This is a genomic window from Mesorhizobium sp. M2A.F.Ca.ET.043.05.1.1 (genome assembly GCF_003952445.1).
In the GTDB taxonomy this organism is placed as follows: Bacteria; Pseudomonadota; Alphaproteobacteria; order Rhizobiales; family Rhizobiaceae; genus Mesorhizobium.
The window spans coordinates 3,256,959-3,277,113 of record NZ_CP034446.1; the positions used below are offsets into that span (position 1 = coordinate 3,256,959).

Consider the following 20,155-nt stretch of genomic DNA (forward strand, 5'->3'; position numbering starts at 1 on the left):
GCACGGGAGGGGTGTCGACAAGTCCGATCGAAAAAGCCGGCGTCGTGGGCGCCGGAGTGATGGGCTCCGGCATCGCCGAAGTCCTGGCAGCGTCAGGTATCGACGTGATGATCGTCGATGAAGCACCCGGAAAGGCGGCCGCCGCCGTCGAGCAGATCGCGTCGCGCCAGCGAGCGCGGGCCGTAGCGGGCAAGGTCAGCGCGGATTTTGTCGAGAAGCTGCTTGCGCGCATAACGCCTGTCGAAACCCTCGATCATCTGGCTGGCGCCGATCTGGTCGTGGAAGCCATCATCGAACAAATCGAACCCAAACGCCGGCTCATCGAGGCATTGGAGAAGATCGTGGGGGCCGACGCGATCATCGCGACTAACACCTCTTCCCTCTCGGTGACGGCGATCGCGTCAGCGGCTGAGCGGCCGCAGCGGGTCGCCGGCTACCATTTCTTTAATCCCGTGCCGGTGATGAAGCTGGTCGAGGTCATCTCTGGCGCGCACACTTCACCCGAGGTGGAGCGCGCACTGGTCGATCTGGCCGCGCGCTTCGGCCATCGTCCGGTAATTGCGGCAGACACCCCCGGCTTCATCGTTAACCATGCCGGGCGCGCCTTTGGCACAGAAGCCTTGGCGATGCTGCGCGAAGGCGTAGCCTCGATCGGCGAGATCGATGCGATCCTGCGCGATGCCGCCGGCTTCAAGATGGGGCCGTTCGAATTGATGGACCTGACCGGCCTCGACGTTTCGCACCCGGTCATGGAAAGCATCTACACCCAGTTCTACCAGGACCCGCGCTACCGACCTTCCGGGATTGCTGCCCAGCGTGTGGCGGCAGGTCTGCTCGGCCGCAAGACGGGGCGCGGTTTCTACAGCTACGACCCCAACCGGCAGGCAGCGCCGCTGAACACTGCGCAAGCGGCCGACACCGCGGTAATTCCGAAATGCGTCGCCGTGCTGGCGGACAATGACGCGGCCGATATCCGAAAGATGGTCGCGTCGACCGACGCGGCGGCCGTGGATCCCGACGCTCTGGCGCCTGGGCAGTACGATCTCGTCCTCGTTGGATTGGAGGGCGAGGATGTCGCCGGCGCAGCACGGCGTCTCGGCCTGCCGCCGTCACTGTGCGTCGGCTTCGATCCCTATTTCGGCCTGGACTGTCATGTGACGCTAGTCGCGTCCGCGGCGACGTCGGAAACAGCCGGCAAGGCCGCCGTCGCCCTCGTCGAGAGTACCGGCCGCAAGGCGACGCTGGTGAACGACAGCTGCGGCGCGGTGTGCCAGCGCGTCGTGGCGATGATCGTCAACATCGGCTGCGAGATCGTCGAGCAGAAGATCGCATCCGTGACGGACGTGGACGCTGCCGTGCGGCTGGGACTTGGCTACCCCCACGGGCCGCTGGAATGGGGCAACGAGCTCGGCCCCGCCCGCATTCTGCGCATCCTGGATACGGTGCATGAGCGCACCCGGGATCCTCGCTATCGCGCAAGCCTGTGGCTGCGCCGGCGCGCGGAATTGGGATTGGCGCTGGAATAATAGACAGGCCGGGGAGGAGTAGAGTTGGTCCAAAAGCATGAGTTGAAGCCTTCGGCGCCGTGGTACCGGATCGAGGCCGACGAGTCCGACTGGTCGAGCCTGCCCGCCAGCGATCTCGTTCGCCTGTATGCCCAGATGAAGCTGATCCGACGCTTCGAGGAAAAGATTCTCGACCTGGAGAAGGCCGGGCTCATCCATGGCCCCGCTCATGCCAGCATCGGCCAGGAAGCGGCGGCCGTGGGAGCGGTTTCAATGTTGCGCGCCTGCGATCAGATCAACGGCACGCATCGGGCCCATCACCAGGTGCTGACCAAGCTGGTCAATGCGCAGACCGAGCCGGATTTCGACATACTGAACCAGGATTTCACACCGCCGATGAACGACGCCGTGTACCGATTCATGGCGGAAATTATGGGTCTTTCGCCGGGCTACTGCGGCGGCCGCGGCGGCTCCATGCATATGCGCCACGCCGAGTCCGGCGTGGCCGGCACCAGCGCCATCGTCGGCGGCAACATCCCCCATGCCGTCGGATACGCGCTTGCCGACGACATCCTCGGCAGGGACGGAATTTCGGTCGCTTTCTTCGGCGACGGCGCCTCGCTGCAGGGCGCAGCGTATGAATCGATGAACATCGCGGCCGCTTACAAGCTGCCCGTCATCTTCTTCGTCGAGAACAATCTCTACGCCGTGGCGACACATATCGGCGACGTGACGGCGGAACCCCGCATCGCCTCGCGCGGTCCAATGCTCGGCTTTACCGGCATCGAGTGCGACGGCATGGATGTGGTCGCGGTGCATCGCGCCATGTCTGACGCCATAGAGACGATCCGCGCGGGACGCGGACCTGTCGTGATCGAGGCGAAATGCTATCGATACTTCCATCAGAGCGGCAGCAAGGCCGGAAGCGAATTTGGCTATCGGAGCAAGGAAGAAGAGCAGGAATGGCTTAAGCGCGATCCGCTTCGCCTGGCGGAGTCGCGCCTCGGCAAATTGGGGATTCTCGACAGCGCCGCGCTGGCGCTGATCGATGAGCGCGTGACGGCGATCGTCCAGTCCGCCGCCAACCGTTTGACCGAAACGGCGCCAGGCACCAACCAGCTTCGCATCCCGGACGGCCTCTGGCCTGCCGCGCAATCCGTCGACAGTGGCATCCTGGCGTCTCCCGCCGAAGCCCAAGGGCTGAATTATCGCGAGATCGAAGACTTTGCCCCTGAGCAACTGGTCAAGGCTCGTTTTGTCACTGCCGCTGGCGAGGCTCTGGGCGCGGCGATGGCCGCAGACCCGAACATCATCGTACTCGGCGAGGACGTCCATCGCTTGCGCGGCGGGGTGAGCGGCTTTACCCGCTCCGCCCTCGAGCAGTTTCCCGGTCGCGTGCTGGCCATGCCGATCGCCGAGAACGGCTTCACCGGAGTGGCGCTCGGCGCCGCGCTGCGCGGGCTGCGGCCCATCGTCGAAATCATGTTCGGCGATTTCTGCTTCGTCGCTGCCGATCAGATCGCCAACGGCATCGCCAAAGTCAGGCACATGTTCGGCGACGGATTTCCGGTGCCTCTCATCATGCGAGTGCGCGTCTCCCCGCACACCGGCTACGGCTCGCAGCATTCGAGCGACCCGGCGGCGCTGTTCAGAATGTTCCCCGGCTGGCACGTGGTCTCGCCGACGAATGCGTTCGATTATGTCGGACTGCTGAACACGGCGCTGAAGACCAATGACCCGGTCGCGATCATCGAACATGTCGAATTTTATCAGCGCGAAAGCCTGGTTCCGCACAACGAGCGCGACTACTGCATCCCGCTCGGCAAGGCCAAGGTTGTCCGGTCCGGCAGCGCCTGCACGGTTCTCGCGACATCCGTCATGGTCCACACCGCAGTGAAGGTCGCGGAGGAAACCGGCATCGACGCCGAGATCATCGACATGCGCAGCATCGGTCAGCTCACGACCGACTGGCCTCTCGTGCTGTCGTCCATTGCCAAGACAAACCGGGTCATCATCGTCGAACAGGTCGCGAGCGGCCTTTCGCTTGGCCGCCATTGGATCGCCGAGATCCAGGCACGCGCCTTCGACGACCTCGACCACGAAATACTCCACGTCACCGGCAGCCTTTCGGCGCCCGTTGTGTCGGCCGTCTTGAACAGAGCCGCGCTGGGATCCGCCGAGAGGTTGCGCGAGGCGATGGAGTTGCTTGCCCAAAGTGCCTGAACTGAAAAATGCCAGAAGGAGCATGATAATGAGACTGGGGAACTTCAATCGCATTTCGAGACATTGGAAGAATCTTGCGGCAGCGACGATGCTTGGCGGCCTTGCAGCCACGGCAATGCCGGCCGAAGCCAAGACGCTGGTCATCGCCCGCGACATGGACGTCAACTCGCTCGATATCGACAGGAGCTGGTGCGACACCTGCATGATCTACAATGCGGCCGTCTATGACGGGTTGCTGGCGTTGGACAAGGACAACAAGCTTGTGCCAGTGATCGCCGAGAGCTGGACAGTCAACGACGACCAGACGGTGTTCACCTTCAAGCTTAATCCCAAGGCGACCTTCTCCGACGGTTCCAAGGTCGAGGCCAAGGACGTGAAATGGTCGTGGGAGCGACTGAAGAATATCAAGGGCAGCCCCTCCGACCTCGCCGCCAGCATTTCATCCATCGAGACTCCCGACGCCGAAACCGTCGTGGTCAAGACCGCCGAGCCCAACTCCGAACTGCTGAACGTTCTGGCGGCGAGCTATTTCGGCGTCGTCAACAGCGACGTCGCCCAGTCGGAAGGCAAGGCCACGGCGGCGGCTGACGCGGCGCAGTCCGACCAGGCCGAACCGTGGTTCCTCGCGCATTCGGCCGGCGCCGGCCCATTCGTGCTCGAATCTTACCAGCCGGGGGCGGAGCTTAGGTTGAAGAGGAACGAAAAATACTGGCGCGAGCCGGCGAAGGTCGACGAGATCGTCATCCGTCAGGTCGGTGATGCCGTGGCCCAGGCGCAGCTTCTGCAAAGCGGACAGGCCGATGTCGCCATGAACATCGATCCGGAAACGGCCAAGACGCTCACCGGTCCGAATGTGAAGACGGAGTCGGCTCCGTCCAACAACTTCGTCTATCTCGCCATCAGCCCCGGCGCGGTCGCCAACCCGTTCCCGATCACTGCCGACATCCGTGAAGCCATCTCGCTCGCCATCGATCGCAAATCGCTTGTCGACTTTACGCTCGGCGAAGGCAATGGTAGGCTGATCTCGGTGCCCTTCCCGCTGGATTTCCCGGGCGGGGCCGGACATTCAATTCCGGAATACAGTCCTGACAAGGCAAAGGAATTACTGACCAAGGCAGGGCACGCCGACGGATTTACACTCGAGGCGACCTACCCGAAGCTCAACGTCTACGGCGTTGATTTCACGCTGGCCATGCAGAAGATCCAGCAGGATCTGGCGGCCGTGAACATCAAGCTGGAGCTCAAGCCTGTCGAGTTCCCGAACTGGCGAGAGGCCGCGACGAAGGACCACATTCCGATCACCTTCGTCTTCTTTGCCCCCGACTTCTACGGCACTTCCCAGTATGTGAACTACTTTGGCCTTGCCCCGGATACGCCCTGGGCCAAGCGCGCCGGTGCCGCGACCGACCCGTCCTTCGTCCTGCCTGAATCCAAGACCATGCTGGCGGAAGCGCTTAAGTCGGCGCCGGACAAAGCGGAGAAGATCTACTTTGACATCGGCGAGAAGATCAAAGCGCAGAACATCATCGTTCCGATGATCAGCCCAAACACGATCCTGGCTTACGGCAGCAAGGTGCATGGCGTCCGCAACTCGCCGGCTTCCAACGTTCCGCTCTATGAGATCACGCTCGACGACTGAGCACGAAATTCACGTATCCGCGAGGCGTTTGATGCGCCTCGCGGATACAGTTCCGTTCGGCCGAACCTTCCGGACTGCCGTGGTGGGCGGGCCCCCTGACCACCCAGTTGCTTTCCTGGCACCATCGTAACAGCGGATTCGCCCCCTTGTTCACAGATCGATGCCTTGATCGCCTTTTGATAGTCGAAATCGACTGATGTGGAGATTACCGTGGCATACACCGACTTCATTTTCGACGGCTACCGAAAGCGAGTTGCCGAACTCGAGGCCAGTGACAATCCTTTCGCGAGGGGGGTCGCCTATGTCGAGGGTGAGCTTTATCCGATCCACGAAGCCCGCATCCCCATTCTCGATCAGGGATTTCTCCATTCCGATCTGACCTATGACGTGCCCTCGATCTGGGACGGCCGCTTCTTCCGGCTCGACGATCATCTCGACCGTTTCGAGCGCAGCCTCAAACAGCTGCGGCTGCGCAGCTCGCTCGATCGCCACGGGATCCGGCAGAAGCTGGTGGAGATGGCGGCCAGGAGCGGCATCCGCGACGCCTATGTCTGCATGATCGTGACGCGTGGCCTGAAGTTCATCCGCCAGTACAGCCCCGATGAGATCGAGAACAATCTTTACCTCATGGTGCAACCCTTCGTCTGGGTGATGGGCGAGGAGCTGCAGAAGACCGGCGGCTCGGCCGTCATCGCGCGCGATGTTCGGCGCGTGCCGCCCGGCGCCATCGACCCGACCGTGAAGAACCTGCAGTGGGGCGATTTCGTGCGCGGCATGCTCGAGGCCCGCGATCGCGGCGCCAACTACCCAATCCTGACCGACGGGGACGGAAACCTTACGGAAGGGTCCGGCTTCAATGTCTGCATTATCAAGGACGGCGTTCTGCGGACACCTAAGCGCGGCGTGCTGGAGGGCGTGACCCGCAAGACCGTGCTGGAGGTCGCCAAGGTGCATGGCGTCGAGTGCCATGTGGAGGACGTCCCGGTGAGCGCCGCCTATAATTGCGATGAGTTGCTCTTTGTCACCACGGCCGGCGGCGTCATGCCGATCACGAAGCTGGATGGAGCGCCGGTCGGCGGTGGGGAAGTCGGCCCGATCAGCAGGACGATCTGGAAGGCCTACTGGGAAGCCCACTACGACCCGATGCACAGCTTCGCGATCAACTATTGAGAGATTGGCAGGCGTGCCCGACGGCCCAACATGAACGGCGGCTTTAAGCCACTTCGACAAAAGGCTGCGGATCCCAAATGGATCGCAGCCTTTTTCATTTCGGCATCGATCGTTCAGGCGATCCGGCAGGCGTCTTCAAAGGCAAGCCGAGGCAGCCTCGGAAACAAGCCAGTGGGATCGCCATAGCCGAGGTTGACCAGAAAATTGCTCTTCCAGCTCGTCCCGGAGAAGAAGGCCTCGTCGACGAGATGGTTCTTGAAACCGGACATCGGTCCGGCATCGAGTCCCAGCATGCGGGCGACGAGGATGAGGTAAGCGCCCTGGAGGGTACCGTTGCGAAAGGCGGTTTCGTGCGCGACGTCGGGGCTCGACGTGAACCAGGCGCGCGCGTCCGTGTGCGGGAAGAGCTCGGGCAAACGATCATAGAAGGCTTCATCGTAAGCAACGATCGCGGTTACCGGTGCTGCCATGGTCTTGGCGGAATTGCCGCTGCTCAAAGCCGGACGGAGTTTCTCCTTGGCTTCGGACGACCGGACAAAGACGAACCTGCCAGGCGAGCAGTTCGCCGAAGTAGGGGCCATCTTCAGAAGGTCGTAGAGCTGCCTCAGCGTATCGTCGGAGACCGGCCTGTCCGTCCACTTGTTGTGTGTTCGGGCCTTCGTAAAAATGCTGTAGTCGGCCATTGCGATCCTTGGGCATGGTTTCAAGCACCCTGTCGCACGCGACCTGGAGCCTGAGGGTTCGGCGATATCCTCGAAGACGCGGCGATCCCTATTTTAGGACCGCCGCCGGGGCTCGCCTTCAACGGGCGACTTTAAGCCTTGCCAGCACGAGCGGATTCTCGTTTGCCGGAATTCGCGTGCGCTCGGCCTTCAGCTCCGCGAAAGCCTGCTCGCTAGCCTTCAGCGTCTGCTCGATATCGGCCGCCGTCATGGCCGCGTTCAGGAACATGTTGTGATACGGGTGGAAATAGACGCCATGTTTGAGGGTGTTTGTCACCCAGGCATAGCCGAGCCGCATATCCGGATCGTCATGGAACAGGATCTGCGGCATCTGCGACGGACCGGTCTGACGCAGCGCGAAGCCGAAGGCGACGGCCTGCTCGTTGAGGCCGTCACGCAACTTGTCGCCCAGCTCCACTGTGTGTTCCAAATACTTGGTTTCGCGGATCAGGCGCAGCGTCTCGAGGCCGGCTGCCATCGGAACGGCCGAGAACCAGAATGAACCGGTGGCGAAGATGGAACGAGCGGCGGAGTAGAAACGCTGCGAGCCCATCATGGCCGAGATCGGATGTCCGTTGGCAATGGCCTTGCCCCAGCAGCTGATATCGGGTTCCACTCCCAGGATTGACCACGAGCAGTCGCGCGCCAGCCTGAAACCGGCGCGGACATCGTCGACGATCAGCGGCGCGTCTACAGCATCGCAAATCTTGCGCGCCGCCTGGGCGAACGCCTCGGAGGGGATCAGCTGATCGGCAAATACCTCATGCTTGAAAGGCGTGGCGAAAACGCCGGCGACGTCGCCGTCAGCCGTCCGCACCGCGGCCTCCAGGCTTTCGACGTTGTTGTACTCGTAGGCGATGATCTGGCGCCGCTCGTCATCGACGATACCGGTGCGGTTCGGCGTACACCAGGGCTGGGAGCCGTGATAGGCGCCGGTCGCCACCAGTATCTTTCGGCGTTTGGAATAGGCGCGCGCGGTCGTCATCGCCATCGAGGTGGCGTCGCTGCCGTTCTTGCAGAACATCGCCCAATCGGCATGGGACACTATCGAAACCAACGCCTCGGCTAGTTCGACCATCAGGGGCGACGGTCCGGTCATGGTGTCGCCGAGCTCGGCCTGCCGGCGCGCGGCGGCTTCGACCTCGGGGTTTCCATAGCCAAATAGATTAGGACCATAGGCGCTGAGATAGTCGATATATTCATTGCCATCGACATCCCACAGTCTTGCGCCGCTGGCACGGCTAAAGAATTGCGGAAAGTGGGAGGGCAAAAGTGCTGTCGATTCATGGCCATACATACCCCCAGGTATGACACGGCGGGCACGCTCCAGCAGCTCTGAATTCCGACGATTCGACCAAGTCATTGATGTGATTTCCCTATTTTCGCTGTAGCCTATAGCAAGAAAAATATCTGCTATCAATGATGAATCCGATGGATTGTCGGCTGCTTTTCCGATACAAAACTCGGGAGCCCGGCATGCGGACGCATCCGCGGCTACCGCAGACCGGCTAGTGCCGAGCGTCCGAGGAGAAAAGCTGATGGCAGGATCGATCGTCGGAGAAGCCAAGCTTTCTTGGAGGCTCCGAGCTCGGCCAGCCGGCTAAAGACGCGACGTCACCGAAACCGGAAATCAAAAGAGCCAAAGGGGAATCCATGAACACCACCAAGAATGGTCTGAGCAGACGCAGGGTGCTGAAGTTGGGCGCCGGTACGGTCGCCGCCGCTTCATTTTTTGCAATGCCGGCGATTGGCCGGGCGGCACCCACCTCGATCTCGGTCGCCAATGGCGGAGGCGCGCTAGGCGACGCGTTCAAGGCCGCATGTTTCGACACCTTTGAGAAGAAGACCGGCGTCAAGATCATCAGCGCTCCTTACATGGAAGGCGCACGGCTGAAGGCAATGGTCGAGGCCGGCGCGGTCGACATCGATGTCACGGATACGGATTCCTCCGAGGCCGCGCCGCTGGCCGTTGCCGGCCTTCTCGACGAGATCGACTACAGCGTCGTCCCGAAGGAAGGGCTGATCGATGGCGCAGCCAGCAAGTACTGGACGTCGTGCTACATCGCCGGCTGCGTCCTGAGCTGGAACACTGATTCCAAGGACGGACGCCCGAAGAACTGGCAGGAGTTCTTCGATCCGAAGATCAAGGGTCGCAGGACGCTCTGGAAGAACGCCGCGCAGACCATGGAAGTGGCCGCGCTTGGTGCCGGCCAAACGCTGGACAAGCTCTATCCGCTAGATATCGACCGCGCCTTCGCCATGCTCGACGGCATCCGTTCGTCCATCACCTGGTGGACGTCGGGCGCGCAGAGCGCCCAGCTTCTTGCCAATGGCGACGCCGATTTCGGCATGTGCTGGAACGGCCGTGTCGACCCGGTCAAGCAGCAGGGCGGGCCGATCGACTATACGTTCGACTACTCGCTGCACACGCCTGGTATCTGGAGCCTGCCGAAGGGCGGGCGCAACCGGGACACCGCGATGAAATTCATCGCGCATTGCATGGACCCTGAGGTCCAGGCCGCCTTCTCTAAACTGATCCCTTATGGACCGACGAACGACAAGGCGTTCGATATCCTGTCGCCCGCGGAGCGCGCGCGCATGCCAAGCTCGCCGGAGAACCGGAAGCTTTCGGCCGCGATCGATGGCGACTACTGGCTCGAGAACGGCACCAAGATCTACGACCGCTTTAACACGTGGGTCGTAGCGAAATAAGCGAACCTCCCAAGACTGGCCGCGTGGGCAAAGATTTGCCCACGCGGTTCTTTCTTTCGTCCAGTTCGACGCTATTCGCCAATTCGACGCCCACCGGCGCCGCTTGTGCGAGAGCCTGACAATCTGTTGAAGTGTCTTGCGCCGTCAAACACGCCAGGAATCCGTGTGTGAGGATATGTTGACGTCATGAAGCATCGCAGCTTCCTGCTATATCTTCCCGTCGCCTTGCTGCTAACGCCCTTCTTCCTCGCGCCGATGGCGGTGATCGGAACGGAGAGCTTCAGCGGCCAGCATGGGATCGGGGCGGAATATATGAAGGTCGTGACCGACCAAGGCATCAGAACAGTCCTCTACAACACCTTCTATGTCGCGGCGATGGTGACGATCTTTTCGCTGCTGATCGGCTACCCGATCGCCTATGTGCTGGCACGGCTCAGGGGCCGATGGGCCACCATCGGCATATTCCTGATCTTCCTGCCCTTCTGGGCGAGCACGGTTATACGTTCCTTTGCCTGGATGATCCTTCTCGGACGCAAGGGCCCGGTCAACTCTGTCCTGGTTGGCATCGGCCTTATCGAGGATCCGATCCGTTTCATCGACAACGGGCTAGGGCTGATGGTCGCCATGACCTATATCATGGTGCCATTCATCGTCGTCCCCATCCTCAACGGCTTGCGCGCCATCGACCCCAATCTGCCGCGCGCAGCCGCGGTGCTCGGCGCAAATCCATGGCGACAGTTCCTCGCCGTCACCCTGCCGCTCTCCATGCCCAACGTGGCGGTGGGCTGCACCATCGTCTTTGTCACCTCGCTAGGCTTCTTCGTCACGCCGTCGCTTCTAGGCGGAGACCTTACGGTGGTTTCGATGCTGATCAGCGAACAGGCCAACAGATTGCTGGATTGGCCGCTCGCCTCGGCGCTCGCGATCATTGTGCTGTTCCTCACCATCATCATCTTCGCGCTGCTGCGGGTCAGCCAACTGGCTTCCCGCCGCAAGGGCGCGGCTCGGGCGGGAGTGTTCGCATGAGCGTGTCCGAGAAGAAGCTCTGGGGCGCCTGGGGCCGGTTCCTGAACAGCCTCGTCGGAGCTATGCTCATCGGGTTCCTGGTGCCTATCCTGGTGGTCGTCGCAGTATCGTTCCAGAGCAAGTCGTACCTGTCGTTTCCGCCCACCGATTTTTCGCTGCGCTGGTACCAGCAGTTCGTCGGCAACGACGACTACCGCTCCGCCATCCTGAACAGCATCATGATCGGCGCGGCGGCCGCGGCGCTTGCGACGATCGCCGGGATTTCGACCGCGTTGGCCGTCGTTCGCGCGAGCGTGCCAGGGTCCACCATCGTAAGCGCGCTCTCCGTCGCCCCCGCGATATTGCCGCAGATCGTTCTGGCGATCGGGCTCTTCCCAATCAGCGTATGGCTGGGAGTTCAAGGCACGCTGTGGGCCGTGATCCTGGCGCATGCTGTCATCGGCCTGCCCTTCCCGTTCATCACTGTCTGCGGCGCGCTCGCATCCTATTCCAGCCGGATCGAGATCGCGTCGATGACGCTGGGCGCCAATTCATTCCAGACGTTCCGGCTGATCACTTTCCCGATGATCAGACCGGCAGTGATCGCGGGTTTCATCTTCGCTTTCGCGGCGTCGCTCGACGAGCTGGTGCTGGCGCTCTTCCTGAGCAGCCCCTCGACGCGGACATTGCCTTTGCTGCTTTGGGAGCAGCTCAATTTCCAGGTCACTCCCGAAATCGCTGCCGCGGCAAGCGTCATTCTCGCCGTAACAAGTCTACTCATTCTCGTGGCAACTTTGTTGCCCGGTCTCGGTAAGGACAACTAGGATGCTGCAGATGCCAGGTCGATCCGCGACAGGTCAGAACCGTGCTGCTGGGGGCGCCGCGGTTTCCATCCGTAATCTTTGCAAGCGCTACAACAATTTCGAGGCCGTCGTCCCCACGTCCGTCGAGATAGATTCCGGCGATTTCTTCGCCATCATCGGACCGAGCGGCTCCGGCAAGTCGACGCTGCTCGGCATGATCGCGGGCTATATCGATCCGACCGAAGGGCAGATCGTAGTCGACGGGCGCGACATCGTTCCCGAACCTATCTACCGGCGCAACATCGGCATGGTCTTCCAGAACTATGCGCTGTTTCCGCATCTGTCGGTCGCCCAGAATGTCGCCTATCCGCTGAAGATTCGCGGCGTGCCGAAAGAGGAGATTGCAAGGCGCGTGCGCGAGAGCCTGGCCATGGTGCGGCTTGAAGCATTCGCGTCGCGCAAGCCCTCCGAACTATCAGGCGGACAACAGCAGCGCATCGCGCTGGCCAGGGCATCGATCTATCATCCGTCGATCCTGCTGATGGACGAGCCGCTCGGCGCGCTGGACAAGAACCTCCGGGACGAGATGCAGGAAGAGATCAAGCGCTTCCAGCAGGAGCTGGGCGCGACCGTCATCTACGTCACCCACGACCAGCAGGAAGCGGCGTTCCTAGCCGACCGCATCGCCATCATGCGCGACGGCTCCATGACGCAGATCGGCAGCCCGCGCGCGCTCTATGAGCAGCCGAACAGCCGCTTCGTTGCCGAGTTCCTCGGCGAGGCCTCGATCTTCCCGGTCAAATTGGCTGCCGGCAAACAGGCCGGCCAGCCTTGCCGGATCGTCCTCGAAGATGGCACCCAGGCGTTTATCCGCACCGACGAGGCCACGGCCCCCGGCAGCTTCGCATGCATCCGGCCGGAACGCGTCACTGTCGGCCCGAAAGCGCGCGGTCTCGACAATGCCTATACGGGCATCGTGCGAGAGAGCCTCTATACACCGGGCAGCATCCGCTACCGTATCGAACTCAATGGCACCGGCTCCACGGTCAAGTCGCGCGTGCTGCCGCAAGGCAATACCGAGGTCTTCGAAACCGGAAGCACCGTGGACATTGGATGGTCGGCCGACGACATGACCATCCTTCGGGAATAGTCAGGGCGGGTCGCCAGCTCCACCTAGGGGTACTATTTCAGCTTCTGCTGGCCATAGGTCTTGTACCGGTTCTTGACCACGTTCAGCTCGTCTTCCGTCAGCATCACCGGGCGCCCGAGCGTCGAGGCAAGCATGTATTGCCTGGCCAGCGTCTCCAGTTTTTCGGTACGGGCGACCGCGGCGGCAAGATCGGGTCCGTAGGCGATCATGCCGTGATTAGCGATCAGGCAGGTGTTCCGTTTCGCCAGCGCCCGCACCACGACCTCGGCCAGTTGCGTCGTGCCGAACGGCGCATAATCGGAACAAGGAACATCGTCGCCGCCGAACGACGCGATCATGTAGTGGAATGGCGGAAGGCCCTGCCGCAGGCACGACAGCGCCACGCAGTGATCCGGATGGGCATGCACGACGGCCTGCGCCTCAGGAAACGCCTTGTAGATCGCCGCGTGCATGTTCCATTCGCTTGACGGACGGATCTCGCCATTCCAGCTGCCGTCGAGCGTCATCTCGACCATCGCGGCCTGGTCGAGCTTTTCGGGCGAGATGCCCGTCGGCGTTATCAGCATGCCGCCGGTACCGAACCGCAGGCTGAGGTTCCCCGAGGTTCCGCTGTTCAAGCCTTTTGACGCGACGGCGCGCACGGCATCGACAAGAGACTGGCGCATCGCTGCTGATTGATCGGTCATTGGGTTCTCGCCTTTGGCGGCCATTGTTCGAGATAGGGTTCGACGCTTACGGGCCGGCGCATTTCGTCGAGCACCGCCGAAAAGACATCCAGCCCGCCGAGCTTGCCGGATTTCAGCATCAGCGCGACGGGAAACGGCATTTCGGCGACCATGCGTCCAGTGCCCAGGCCCTGATATGGCCCGACGATGAAGCGGGTGATGGGCAGTTTGGGGACGATCGCGCCGGCGGTTTCGCCACCGGCGATTACAAGCCGCCGGACGCCACGCTCAAAGATCATTCGTTGCGCGAGGCACGTGAGGAAATCCTCCGCCGTGCGCGCCACCACATCGCGTCCATACTTGCCCTGCAGCCGTTCGACCTCGTCCTGTGGCGCCATGGTGGCGATGGCAATCGCCTGCCCCGCGCTAATCGCTCGATCGGCCGGCTCCACAGCCGAGGCAAGCAGATCTTCGCCTTCCATGACGCGGGCGAGATCGATCGTGATGACTTCATTCTGCCTGCCGAAATGCGCAAGCTGCTCGGCGGTGCGCGGCGCGACGCTGCCGGCAAGCACGACGGCCGGCCCTTCGACGCCCGGCAACGTTGCAGCCTCTTGGCTGGCAAGCTTGCCGCCGCGCCGCCACGACGTCGGGAGATGCGCCGCCACCGATGCGTTGCCGGTCAACAAAGGCATGGGCGCCGCGGCTTCCGCGATCGAAGCCAGATCGCGTTCATAGATTGTGTCGGTGACAGCGAAACGGACGCCCTCCCCGGCCAAATCGTCGCAACGCTTGACGATGGCGTCCGGGCCGCAATCGACGACCGGATGCGCTACGAGTCCGACGCGGCTTCGGCTTTGCGCCGCAAGGACGCGAACGATGTTCGAATCCGTCATCGGCGTCAGCGGATCGAACCGCTTGGGTGACTCCGCCAGGATCTGCGAACCCCCGAACATATAGCCCTGAAACACCGTTCGCTGGGTTTCGCAGAGCGCCGGACAAAACAGCACCAGCTTCGCCTCGAGCAGATCCGCCAGCGCCTCCGCGCACGGACCGATATTTCCGGCCGGCGTGGAATCGAAGGTAGCGCAATATTTGAAAAATATCTGATCGCAGCCTGCCGACAGCAATCGTTGCGCCGACTTCAGGACAAGATCGACAGCATCCTGCGCTGGTATCACGCGCGTCTTCAGCGCGATCACATGCGCCAGCGAACCGGAAGGGATGTCGGCCTCGATGCTGGTGGCGAAACTCGTCGGGACGCCCCGCGCCACCAGCATGGCGGCCAACTCGGACCCGCCGGTCAAGTCGTCGGCGATCGCGCCGAACAGCAGCGGACGCTTTCGTTCTGCCATCGATTAATTCCCTTGAAATTCCGTCCAGTGTTGAAGCCGTGGGCGGTCGCCTACATCATATTCAAAGACCCAGAAATGTCCGAGCCAGGCCAGTTGACCGTCCATCATCTGGCGACCGAACAGCAAGCGGCAACCCCTGGCTTCGGCCGCCTGCAGAAGCCGGGTTTTTTCGGGCTTCATGACGATGTCGGCAACGACCATATCGGCAGATAGCGTCGCGAAATCCAGGGGGTCGCCATCCTCCTTGCCGATCATCCCTAGCGAAGTCGCATTAACAACCATGTCGAAGCCGGTGGCATCGGCCTCGCCACACCGAACCGCTGCCCCCGGATAGGCGACGGAAACCGCATCGGCGAGGTCCGAAGCTTTGGCACGGTTCCGGTTTGAAATGACCAGTTCCGCGACCCCCGCCTCTGCCAAAGCGAAACCCAGGCTCCGCCCGGCGCCTCCGGCGCCAAGCAGAAGCACGCGAAGGCCCGCGGGCGGAATGCCGGCCTCCGTTGCGCCGCGTACGAAACCGCTGCCATCGACATTATCTCCGGTCAGCTTTCCATCTACATCACGCCGGATGTAGTTGACACTGCCGATCCTGCGGGCGCGTGGCGTGAGTTCGTCGAGCAGCGACAGAACGGGGATCTTGTGGGGGATCGTGACGCCCGAGCCGAGGCAGTTTTGAAATCGGGACAGAGCCTGGAGCGCGGTGGCCAGATCCCGGGCGCCGACATGAACCGGCACGCAAACGAAGTCGTGGCCGGCGGCGCGCATGTGAGCCGTGATGGCTTCCGTGCCGACGACATGGGAGACCGGATCCGCCATCAGCAGCATGATTTTGGTCTGCCCGGTTATGCGGCGCGCGTCCATAAGTCCCTCCGAGGTCTCCGGATCCATTACTATGATAAATATCGATTAGTGGCTTTATGAGTGCCAAACCCGACACGGGATCCGCCCCCCCAAAATTTGCGCTAATTTTCCATGAAACTCAAGCAGTTTGGATAAGCGTCCGCCGGACGCACACCGTGATCGAGGGCACCGTCGTTTCATCCAGAATGCCTGTTGATAACGAATAAGTTTCTCTGTAATCCTAGCGCTCTCTCATTATCACGACTGTCCCGGCCACGCGGAGGATTTCCACCCATGTCGAAGCGGCAAATGCATCTGATAGGCTACGTACTGGCGGGGCCGACCTGGCACCACTACGGGAGCTGGCGACACCCGGAGAGCGACGGCCTGGCTATGCTTGATCCTGCCCGCTACGAGGAGATCGCCCGCGTCCTGGAGCGCGGCAAATTCGACGGGTTGTTCTTCGTCGACTTCCTGATGCTCTTCGATTCATACGCTGGCGGCTACCGCACCAACCTGAAAGAGGGCGGTCAGCAATGCATGATGGATCCGATGCAGCTTCTAGCCGCCATGGCCCGCGTCACCTCGCGCATCGGACTCGCATCGACCATGTCGACGACCTTCTATCACCCTTTCCACATCGCGCGTGCCTTCGCCTCCCTCGATCACATCAGCAAAGGTCGGTCCGGCTGGAACGTAGTCACCTCGGCGATGGAGCGCGAGGCCAGGAATTTCGGTATGGATGCGCTGATGGACAAGAACAAACGGTACGACATGGCCGACGAAGTGCTTGAGGCCTGCGACAAGCTCTGGCGGAGCTGGGAGCCGGGAGCGCTCGTCGGCGATCGGGAGAACAATGTCTTCGCCGACCCCGACAAAGTCCACTACGCCAACTATGAAGGCCAATATGTGCGCACCAGCGGCCCGCTGACGGTGCCAAGCTCTCCACAGGTCCGGCCGGTCATCATGCAGGCGGGGTCGTCACCTCGCGGCCGCGAATTCGCCGGCCGCTGGGCCGAAGTCATCTTCACGTTGCAGAACTCCAAGGAGCACATGCAGGCCTTCTACCGCGACATCAAGGATCGGGTTGTAGCCAGCGGACGCAAGCCGAACGAATGCGCCATCGTTCCTGCCGTTGACATCGTGCTCGGCGACACGGAATCGATCGCCCGAGAGCGCGCCGCGGCCATCAACGAGTATGCAAGCCCCACGCTCGGCGTCGCCGAGATCTCCAACGCGCTGGGCGTCGACATGTCGAAGGAACCTCTCGACAAGCCGCTGGAGGACCTAGAACTGACCCAAGGCTGCCGCGGCATCCTCGACGTGATGCTGCAGGGAACCAAGAAGGATGGGCTGACGCTAGGCCAGGCCGGCAAGGCCTGGGCGACCAGCCAGATGACCCCGCAGCTCATCGGCACTCCGAAACAGATTGCCGACCACCTGCAGGATTTCTTCGAAGCCGAATGCTGCGACGGCTTCATGATCTGCCCGTCGATCAGTCCTGGAACCTATGTCCAGTTCGTCAAGACTGTGGTCCCGGAACTGCAACGCCGCGGGATATACCGCAAGGAGTATCAGTACGCGACCTTCCGCGAAAACCTGCAGAACTGACGCCTGACCCGAGGTAGCATGAGCGGCCCAGCATGATAGATCGCTGGGCCGCCCCATTACTCTAAAACCAGCGGATTTTTGCATTCAGGGGCCGTGGAACGGCCGCTACCCGGCATCGTCACGAGGCACTAGAATTTCCGGAAGATAGCAGCGCAGATAGGCGATACCAGCCAGATGCGCCTCCGCAACATAGTCCTCCCGGATAAAACCGTTTTCGCTGTAAGACAGCGAGAAAACGCCGTCTATCATGGCGAAGTATGCCGCGAGACGGCGCTCCCAATCCGGCACGGCAGGCACATGGAAGTAGTACGAAAGCAGCTGCGACCTGCCGTCAACAAGACGATGGTACTGCGATATATCGGCGCTTTTGACCTCGACGCTGATATTGGCGCCGAGAAACAATCGCAACGCCGCCGGGTGACTGTTGTGATACTCGGCCGCGCTGATCACCTTCTGCCGAAACAGATCCTGCCAACGCGCCGGCCGGATTTCCAGCTGCAGCATGGAGAGCTCTAGCAACGCATTGTGGTGCACCTCGGCAAGCGCAAGCAGTGCGGATTCCGTGCTAGGGAAGAAATGGTAGACCGATGCGTTCGGCACCTTCGCCTTGGCGGCGATCTGGTAAAGCCCGATATCCTGAACGTTGCTGGTTGCAAGCAACTCGTCCAGCGCGTCGAGCAGTTTGCGAAAGCGCAACTGCCCGGGTTTGCGTTGGGGCTGGCGCGCTACGATGCGCTTCGGCTGTCGGTCTGCGGCGGCCTTTTCCTCGACATCGTTGCTCATCTTCACCTCGATTGCACAGCCCTGAGTCGGACACAAGAAGAAACGCGCCCGAAGGTCAAGGCACCAATGAATTCAGACAATCAAGCCAGTCTTCGCCATTCGTCGCGCGGCCGCCGAAGCAGCAGTTTTCGATGAGCAAAGGTCTTGACTGACCGGATCTCATAAAGCCGGCGGATGAATTTCAGTCAGCAGATGCTCATTGTTCGTCACCGATGCATCCCGACGCATCCTGTCGTAAAGCCAAGCACAGAACATTTCGCAACTTTGCTTGCGCAGTTGTCCGGCTGGCTCCACTACATAATAGTCGGCACCCCGCACTCTGTACGGGGTGATGTCGACGGCCGGCACCAGAACCCCGCTGGCGAAGAGATCGTCGATCAGCGGGCTGCCAGCCAGGGCGATACCCTGGCCGCTCAGCGTCGCCTGCATGAGGACTGAGAAGTTGTTGACCGTGATCTGGTGCTTGCCTTTGGTGGCGTCGATTCCATGGGCATGAAACCAGTCGCTCCAGCCACCGCCCTGCACGGATCGCCCCTCAATGTCGAGCAGTTTCTCGCCCAAGAGATCGGCTGGGCGGGCTGGTCGCTTGCGCCTGTCCCAATAGGAAGGATGGCAGACTGGCGTCACCTCGCAGCCGACCAGGAACCTTGCCGACATGGACGACCACGAGCCTCCGCCGAAACGCACCGTCATGTCTATCCGCTGCTTCGAAATGTCGACGAGTTCGTCATTCACCGCCAGCCGCAGATCCACGTCCGGATGGAGACCGCTGAACTCGGCAAGCCGCGGGGCCAGCCAGTAGGTGCCGAAAGCATGGGTCGTGCCGACCACGATCGCCTGCGGATCGCGCAGCTCCCTTACGCGGTCCGCAAGAGAGGCTATGGCCGTCAGATGCACCGGCAGCGATGCATTGAGCATGGCGCCAGCCGGCGTGAGCTCGATCGACCGGTGCCCTCTTTCGAAGAGAGGCATCTGGAGGAAATGTTCCAGCTCGCGAATCTGCCGGCTGATGGCCGCCTGCGTGATGTTTAATTCGTCGGCCGCCTTGGTGAAACTCATCAGCCGCGCAGCTGCTTCGAAAGAGATTAGCGAGACGAGCGAGGGGATGCTTTTGCGCAGCAATGACATAACGAATTTCTATGGCACTCGGCCGTGATCCGCAAGTCGGCGCTGACTCGGCCGCACCTACTTTTGCGGATCCCTATTGAACACCTCGCAAAGTTACATCGGCGAACTCATTGCAATCCTTTCAGTGGCTTACCCTCAAAGCATTATTTCGTCTGCCGGGCGTTCACAAAAGGATTTGTTATGGGACACCAAGAATTTTGCGCATTTACGCGACCGCCGCCCTTCGGCATGGTCGCAATACCAAAAGCGCGATCATAGGACGCACCGAACATGAATGCTCCCATCGTCGTTCCTCCTGCCGCCATGCCCATCGGCCGCGACCTGTTCAAGACCGTGTCCAGCCATTGGCCATCCGGCGTCGCGGTTATCACGACCGCGGCCAGTGACGGGACCTTACACGGCCTGACCATGAGCGCCGTCATCGCGCTCTCGCTGGAGCCAATGCAGTTCTTGATCTCGGTTGACAAGACGTCCAACACGCTGCCGGTGCTGAAAGAGAAGCGGCGCTTCTGTATCAATTTCCTAAGCCGCGAGCAGCGCGAGATCTGCATGCTATTCGCCAGCAAGGCTGCGGACAAGTTCGCGTCCGTCAGCCATCGGCTCTCCGATGCGGGCCTGCCGATGATCGACGGGGCTGTTTCCTGCATCAGCTGCGACCTGAACAGCATCATCGCGAGCGGCGACCATGAGATAATGATCGGCGACGTCCGAGACATGGAGCATCTCGGCGGCGAGCCGCTCATCCATTTCAAGCGATCCTTCCACACGCTCCGGCCGGGTTGACCGGGTTGCCAAAACGCCCTCATCGGCCGCGCCCGCGCGCTTGTTTCATCCCATGAAGGGC

General features: G+C 61.6%; 17 protein-coding genes. 10 read left to right on the forward strand and 7 right to left on the reverse strand.

From position 1 onward, the window contains the following. Positions 1-11 precede the first annotated feature (11 nt). From EJ069_RS16090 to EJ069_RS16105, 4 genes are all read left to right on the forward strand, one after another. A complete protein-coding gene (locus tag EJ069_RS16090) occupies positions 12-1,526 on the forward strand; it encodes a 3-hydroxyacyl-CoA dehydrogenase (protein ID WP_245491099.1) in 1,515 nt (504 codons plus the stop codon). A gap of 24 nt (positions 1,527-1,550) precedes the next feature. After that, positions 1,551-3,728: an alpha-ketoacid dehydrogenase subunit alpha/beta gene (locus EJ069_RS16095; protein ID WP_189476411.1), complete on the forward strand. Its 2,178-nt coding sequence runs from the start codon at positions 1,551-1,553 to the stop codon at positions 3,726-3,728. 88 nt (positions 3,729-3,816) lie between these two features. Continuing rightward, positions 3,817-5,367, forward strand: coding sequence for an ABC transporter substrate-binding protein (locus EJ069_RS16100; protein ID WP_245456680.1), 1,551 nt, complete (start codon positions 3,817-3,819; stop codon positions 5,365-5,367). Positions 5,368-5,577: 210 nt separating this feature from the next. Continuing rightward, entirely contained in the window at positions 5,578-6,537 is a 960-nt protein-coding gene (locus EJ069_RS16105; protein WP_126062132.1) for an aminotransferase class IV, read from the forward strand. Between the two features lie 113 nt (positions 6,538-6,650). Here EJ069_RS16105 and EJ069_RS16110 read toward each other — a convergent pair whose 3' ends face one another. Continuing rightward, complete coding sequence (locus EJ069_RS16110; RefSeq protein WP_126062133.1) at positions 6,651-7,220, reverse strand: malonic semialdehyde reductase; 570 nt, start codon at positions 7,218-7,220, stop codon at positions 6,651-6,653. Positions 7,221-7,338: 118 nt separating this feature from the next. After that, a complete protein-coding gene (locus EJ069_RS16115; protein WP_245456606.1) occupies positions 7,339-8,826 on the reverse strand; it encodes an aminotransferase class III-fold pyridoxal phosphate-dependent enzyme in 1,488 nt (495 codons plus the stop codon). Between the two features lie 86 nt (positions 8,827-8,912). Between EJ069_RS16115 and EJ069_RS16120 the strand changes: the two genes are divergently transcribed. The 4 genes from EJ069_RS16120 (at position 8,913) to EJ069_RS16135 (ending at position 12,929) form a co-directional block, all read left to right on the forward strand. Next, positions 8,913-9,971, forward strand: a complete 1,059-nt coding sequence (locus EJ069_RS16120) for an ABC transporter substrate-binding protein (protein WP_126062134.1) — start codon at positions 8,913-8,915, stop codon at positions 9,969-9,971. Between the two features lie 186 nt (positions 9,972-10,157). Beyond that, positions 10,158-10,997 (forward strand): ABC transporter permease, encoded by an 840-nt coding sequence (locus EJ069_RS16125; RefSeq protein ID WP_126062135.1) that lies wholly within the window; start codon positions 10,158-10,160, stop codon positions 10,995-10,997. Next, entirely contained in the window at positions 10,994-11,800 is an 807-nt protein-coding gene (locus EJ069_RS16130; protein ID WP_126062136.1) for an ABC transporter permease, read from the forward strand. Before EJ069_RS16125 ends, EJ069_RS16130 begins: the two co-directional genes overlap by 4 nt. A gap of 10 nt (positions 11,801-11,810) precedes the next feature. Next, positions 11,811-12,929: an ABC transporter ATP-binding protein gene (locus EJ069_RS16135; RefSeq protein ID WP_126062137.1), complete on the forward strand. Its 1,119-nt coding sequence runs from the start codon at positions 11,811-11,813 to the stop codon at positions 12,927-12,929. A 32-nt stretch (positions 12,930-12,961) separates the two neighbouring features. Here EJ069_RS16135 and EJ069_RS16140 read toward each other — a convergent pair whose 3' ends face one another. From EJ069_RS16140 to EJ069_RS16150, 3 genes are read right to left on the reverse strand one after another with little or no spacing between them, the layout of a single operon-like run. Then, positions 12,962-13,615, reverse strand: coding sequence for a class II aldolase/adducin family protein (locus tag EJ069_RS16140; protein ID WP_189476413.1), 654 nt, complete (start codon positions 13,613-13,615; stop codon positions 12,962-12,964). After that, positions 13,612-14,949, reverse strand: a complete 1,338-nt coding sequence (gene otnK / locus EJ069_RS16145) for a 3-oxo-tetronate kinase (protein ID WP_126062138.1) — start codon at positions 14,947-14,949, stop codon at positions 13,612-13,614. Before otnK ends, EJ069_RS16140 begins: the two co-directional genes overlap by 4 nt. A gap of 3 nt (positions 14,950-14,952) precedes the next feature. Beyond that, entirely contained in the window at positions 14,953-15,810 is an 858-nt protein-coding gene (locus tag EJ069_RS16150) for a shikimate dehydrogenase (RefSeq protein WP_189476415.1), read from the reverse strand. 273 nt (positions 15,811-16,083) lie between these two features. Here EJ069_RS16150 and EJ069_RS16155 point away from each other — a divergent pair, with 273 nt between their 5' ends. Further along, positions 16,084-17,400 (forward strand): LLM class flavin-dependent oxidoreductase, encoded by a 1,317-nt coding sequence (locus EJ069_RS16155; protein WP_126062140.1) that lies wholly within the window; start codon positions 16,084-16,086, stop codon positions 17,398-17,400. Between the two features lie 105 nt (positions 17,401-17,505). Here the strand turns inward: EJ069_RS16155 and EJ069_RS16160 are convergent, their stop codons facing one another. Both EJ069_RS16160 and EJ069_RS16165 read right to left on the reverse strand, forming a co-directional pair. Then, a complete protein-coding gene (locus EJ069_RS16160) occupies positions 17,506-18,183 on the reverse strand; it encodes a TetR/AcrR family transcriptional regulator (protein WP_126062141.1) in 678 nt (225 codons plus the stop codon). Positions 18,184-18,342: 159 nt separating this feature from the next. Then, entirely contained in the window at positions 18,343-19,311 is a 969-nt protein-coding gene (locus EJ069_RS16165) for a LysR substrate-binding domain-containing protein (RefSeq protein ID WP_126062142.1), read from the reverse strand. A gap of 270 nt (positions 19,312-19,581) precedes the next feature. Here EJ069_RS16165 and EJ069_RS16170 point away from each other — a divergent pair, with 270 nt between their 5' ends. Beyond that, a complete protein-coding gene (locus tag EJ069_RS16170) occupies positions 19,582-20,094 on the forward strand; it encodes a flavin reductase family protein (RefSeq protein WP_126062143.1) in 513 nt (170 codons plus the stop codon). Positions 20,095-20,155 lie beyond the last annotated feature (61 nt).

Bases quoted from the DNA above. Each gene is read 5' to 3' on its own strand.
- EJ069_RS16170 (WP_126062143.1), top strand. From the start codon at position 19,582: ATGAATGCTCCCATCGTCGTTCCTCCTGCCGCCATGCCCATCGGCCGC.
- EJ069_RS16165 (WP_126062142.1), bottom strand. From the start codon at position 19,311: ATGTCATTGCTGCGCAAAAGCATCCCCTCGCTCGTCTCGCTAATCTCT.
- EJ069_RS16140 (WP_189476413.1), bottom strand. From the start codon at position 13,615: ATGACCGATCAATCAGCAGCGATGCGCCAGTCTCTTGTCGATGCCGTG.
- EJ069_RS16130 (WP_126062136.1), top strand. From the start codon at position 10,994: ATGAGCGTGTCCGAGAAGAAGCTCTGGGGCGCCTGGGGCCGGTTCCTG.
- EJ069_RS16125 (WP_126062135.1), top strand. From the start codon at position 10,158: ATGAAGCATCGCAGCTTCCTGCTATATCTTCCCGTCGCCTTGCTGCTA.
- EJ069_RS16110 (WP_126062133.1), bottom strand. From the start codon at position 7,220: ATGGCCGACTACAGCATTTTTACGAAGGCCCGAACACACAACAAGTGG.
- EJ069_RS16120 (WP_126062134.1), top strand. From the start codon at position 8,913: ATGAACACCACCAAGAATGGTCTGAGCAGACGCAGGGTGCTGAAGTTG.
- EJ069_RS16155 (WP_126062140.1), top strand. From the start codon at position 16,084: ATGTCGAAGCGGCAAATGCATCTGATAGGCTACGTACTGGCGGGGCCG.
- EJ069_RS16160 (WP_126062141.1), bottom strand. From the start codon at position 18,183: ATGAGCAACGATGTCGAGGAAAAGGCCGCCGCAGACCGACAGCCGAAG.
- otnK (WP_126062138.1), bottom strand. From the start codon at position 14,949: ATGGCAGAACGAAAGCGTCCGCTGCTGTTCGGCGCGATCGCCGACGAC.
- EJ069_RS16150 (WP_189476415.1), bottom strand. From the start codon at position 15,810: ATGGACGCGCGCCGCATAACCGGGCAGACCAAAATCATGCTGCTGATG.
- EJ069_RS16135 (WP_126062137.1), top strand. From the start codon at position 11,811: ATGCCAGGTCGATCCGCGACAGGTCAGAACCGTGCTGCTGGGGGCGCC.
- EJ069_RS16100 (WP_245456680.1), top strand. From the start codon at position 3,817: ATGCTTGGCGGCCTTGCAGCCACGGCAATGCCGGCCGAAGCCAAGACG.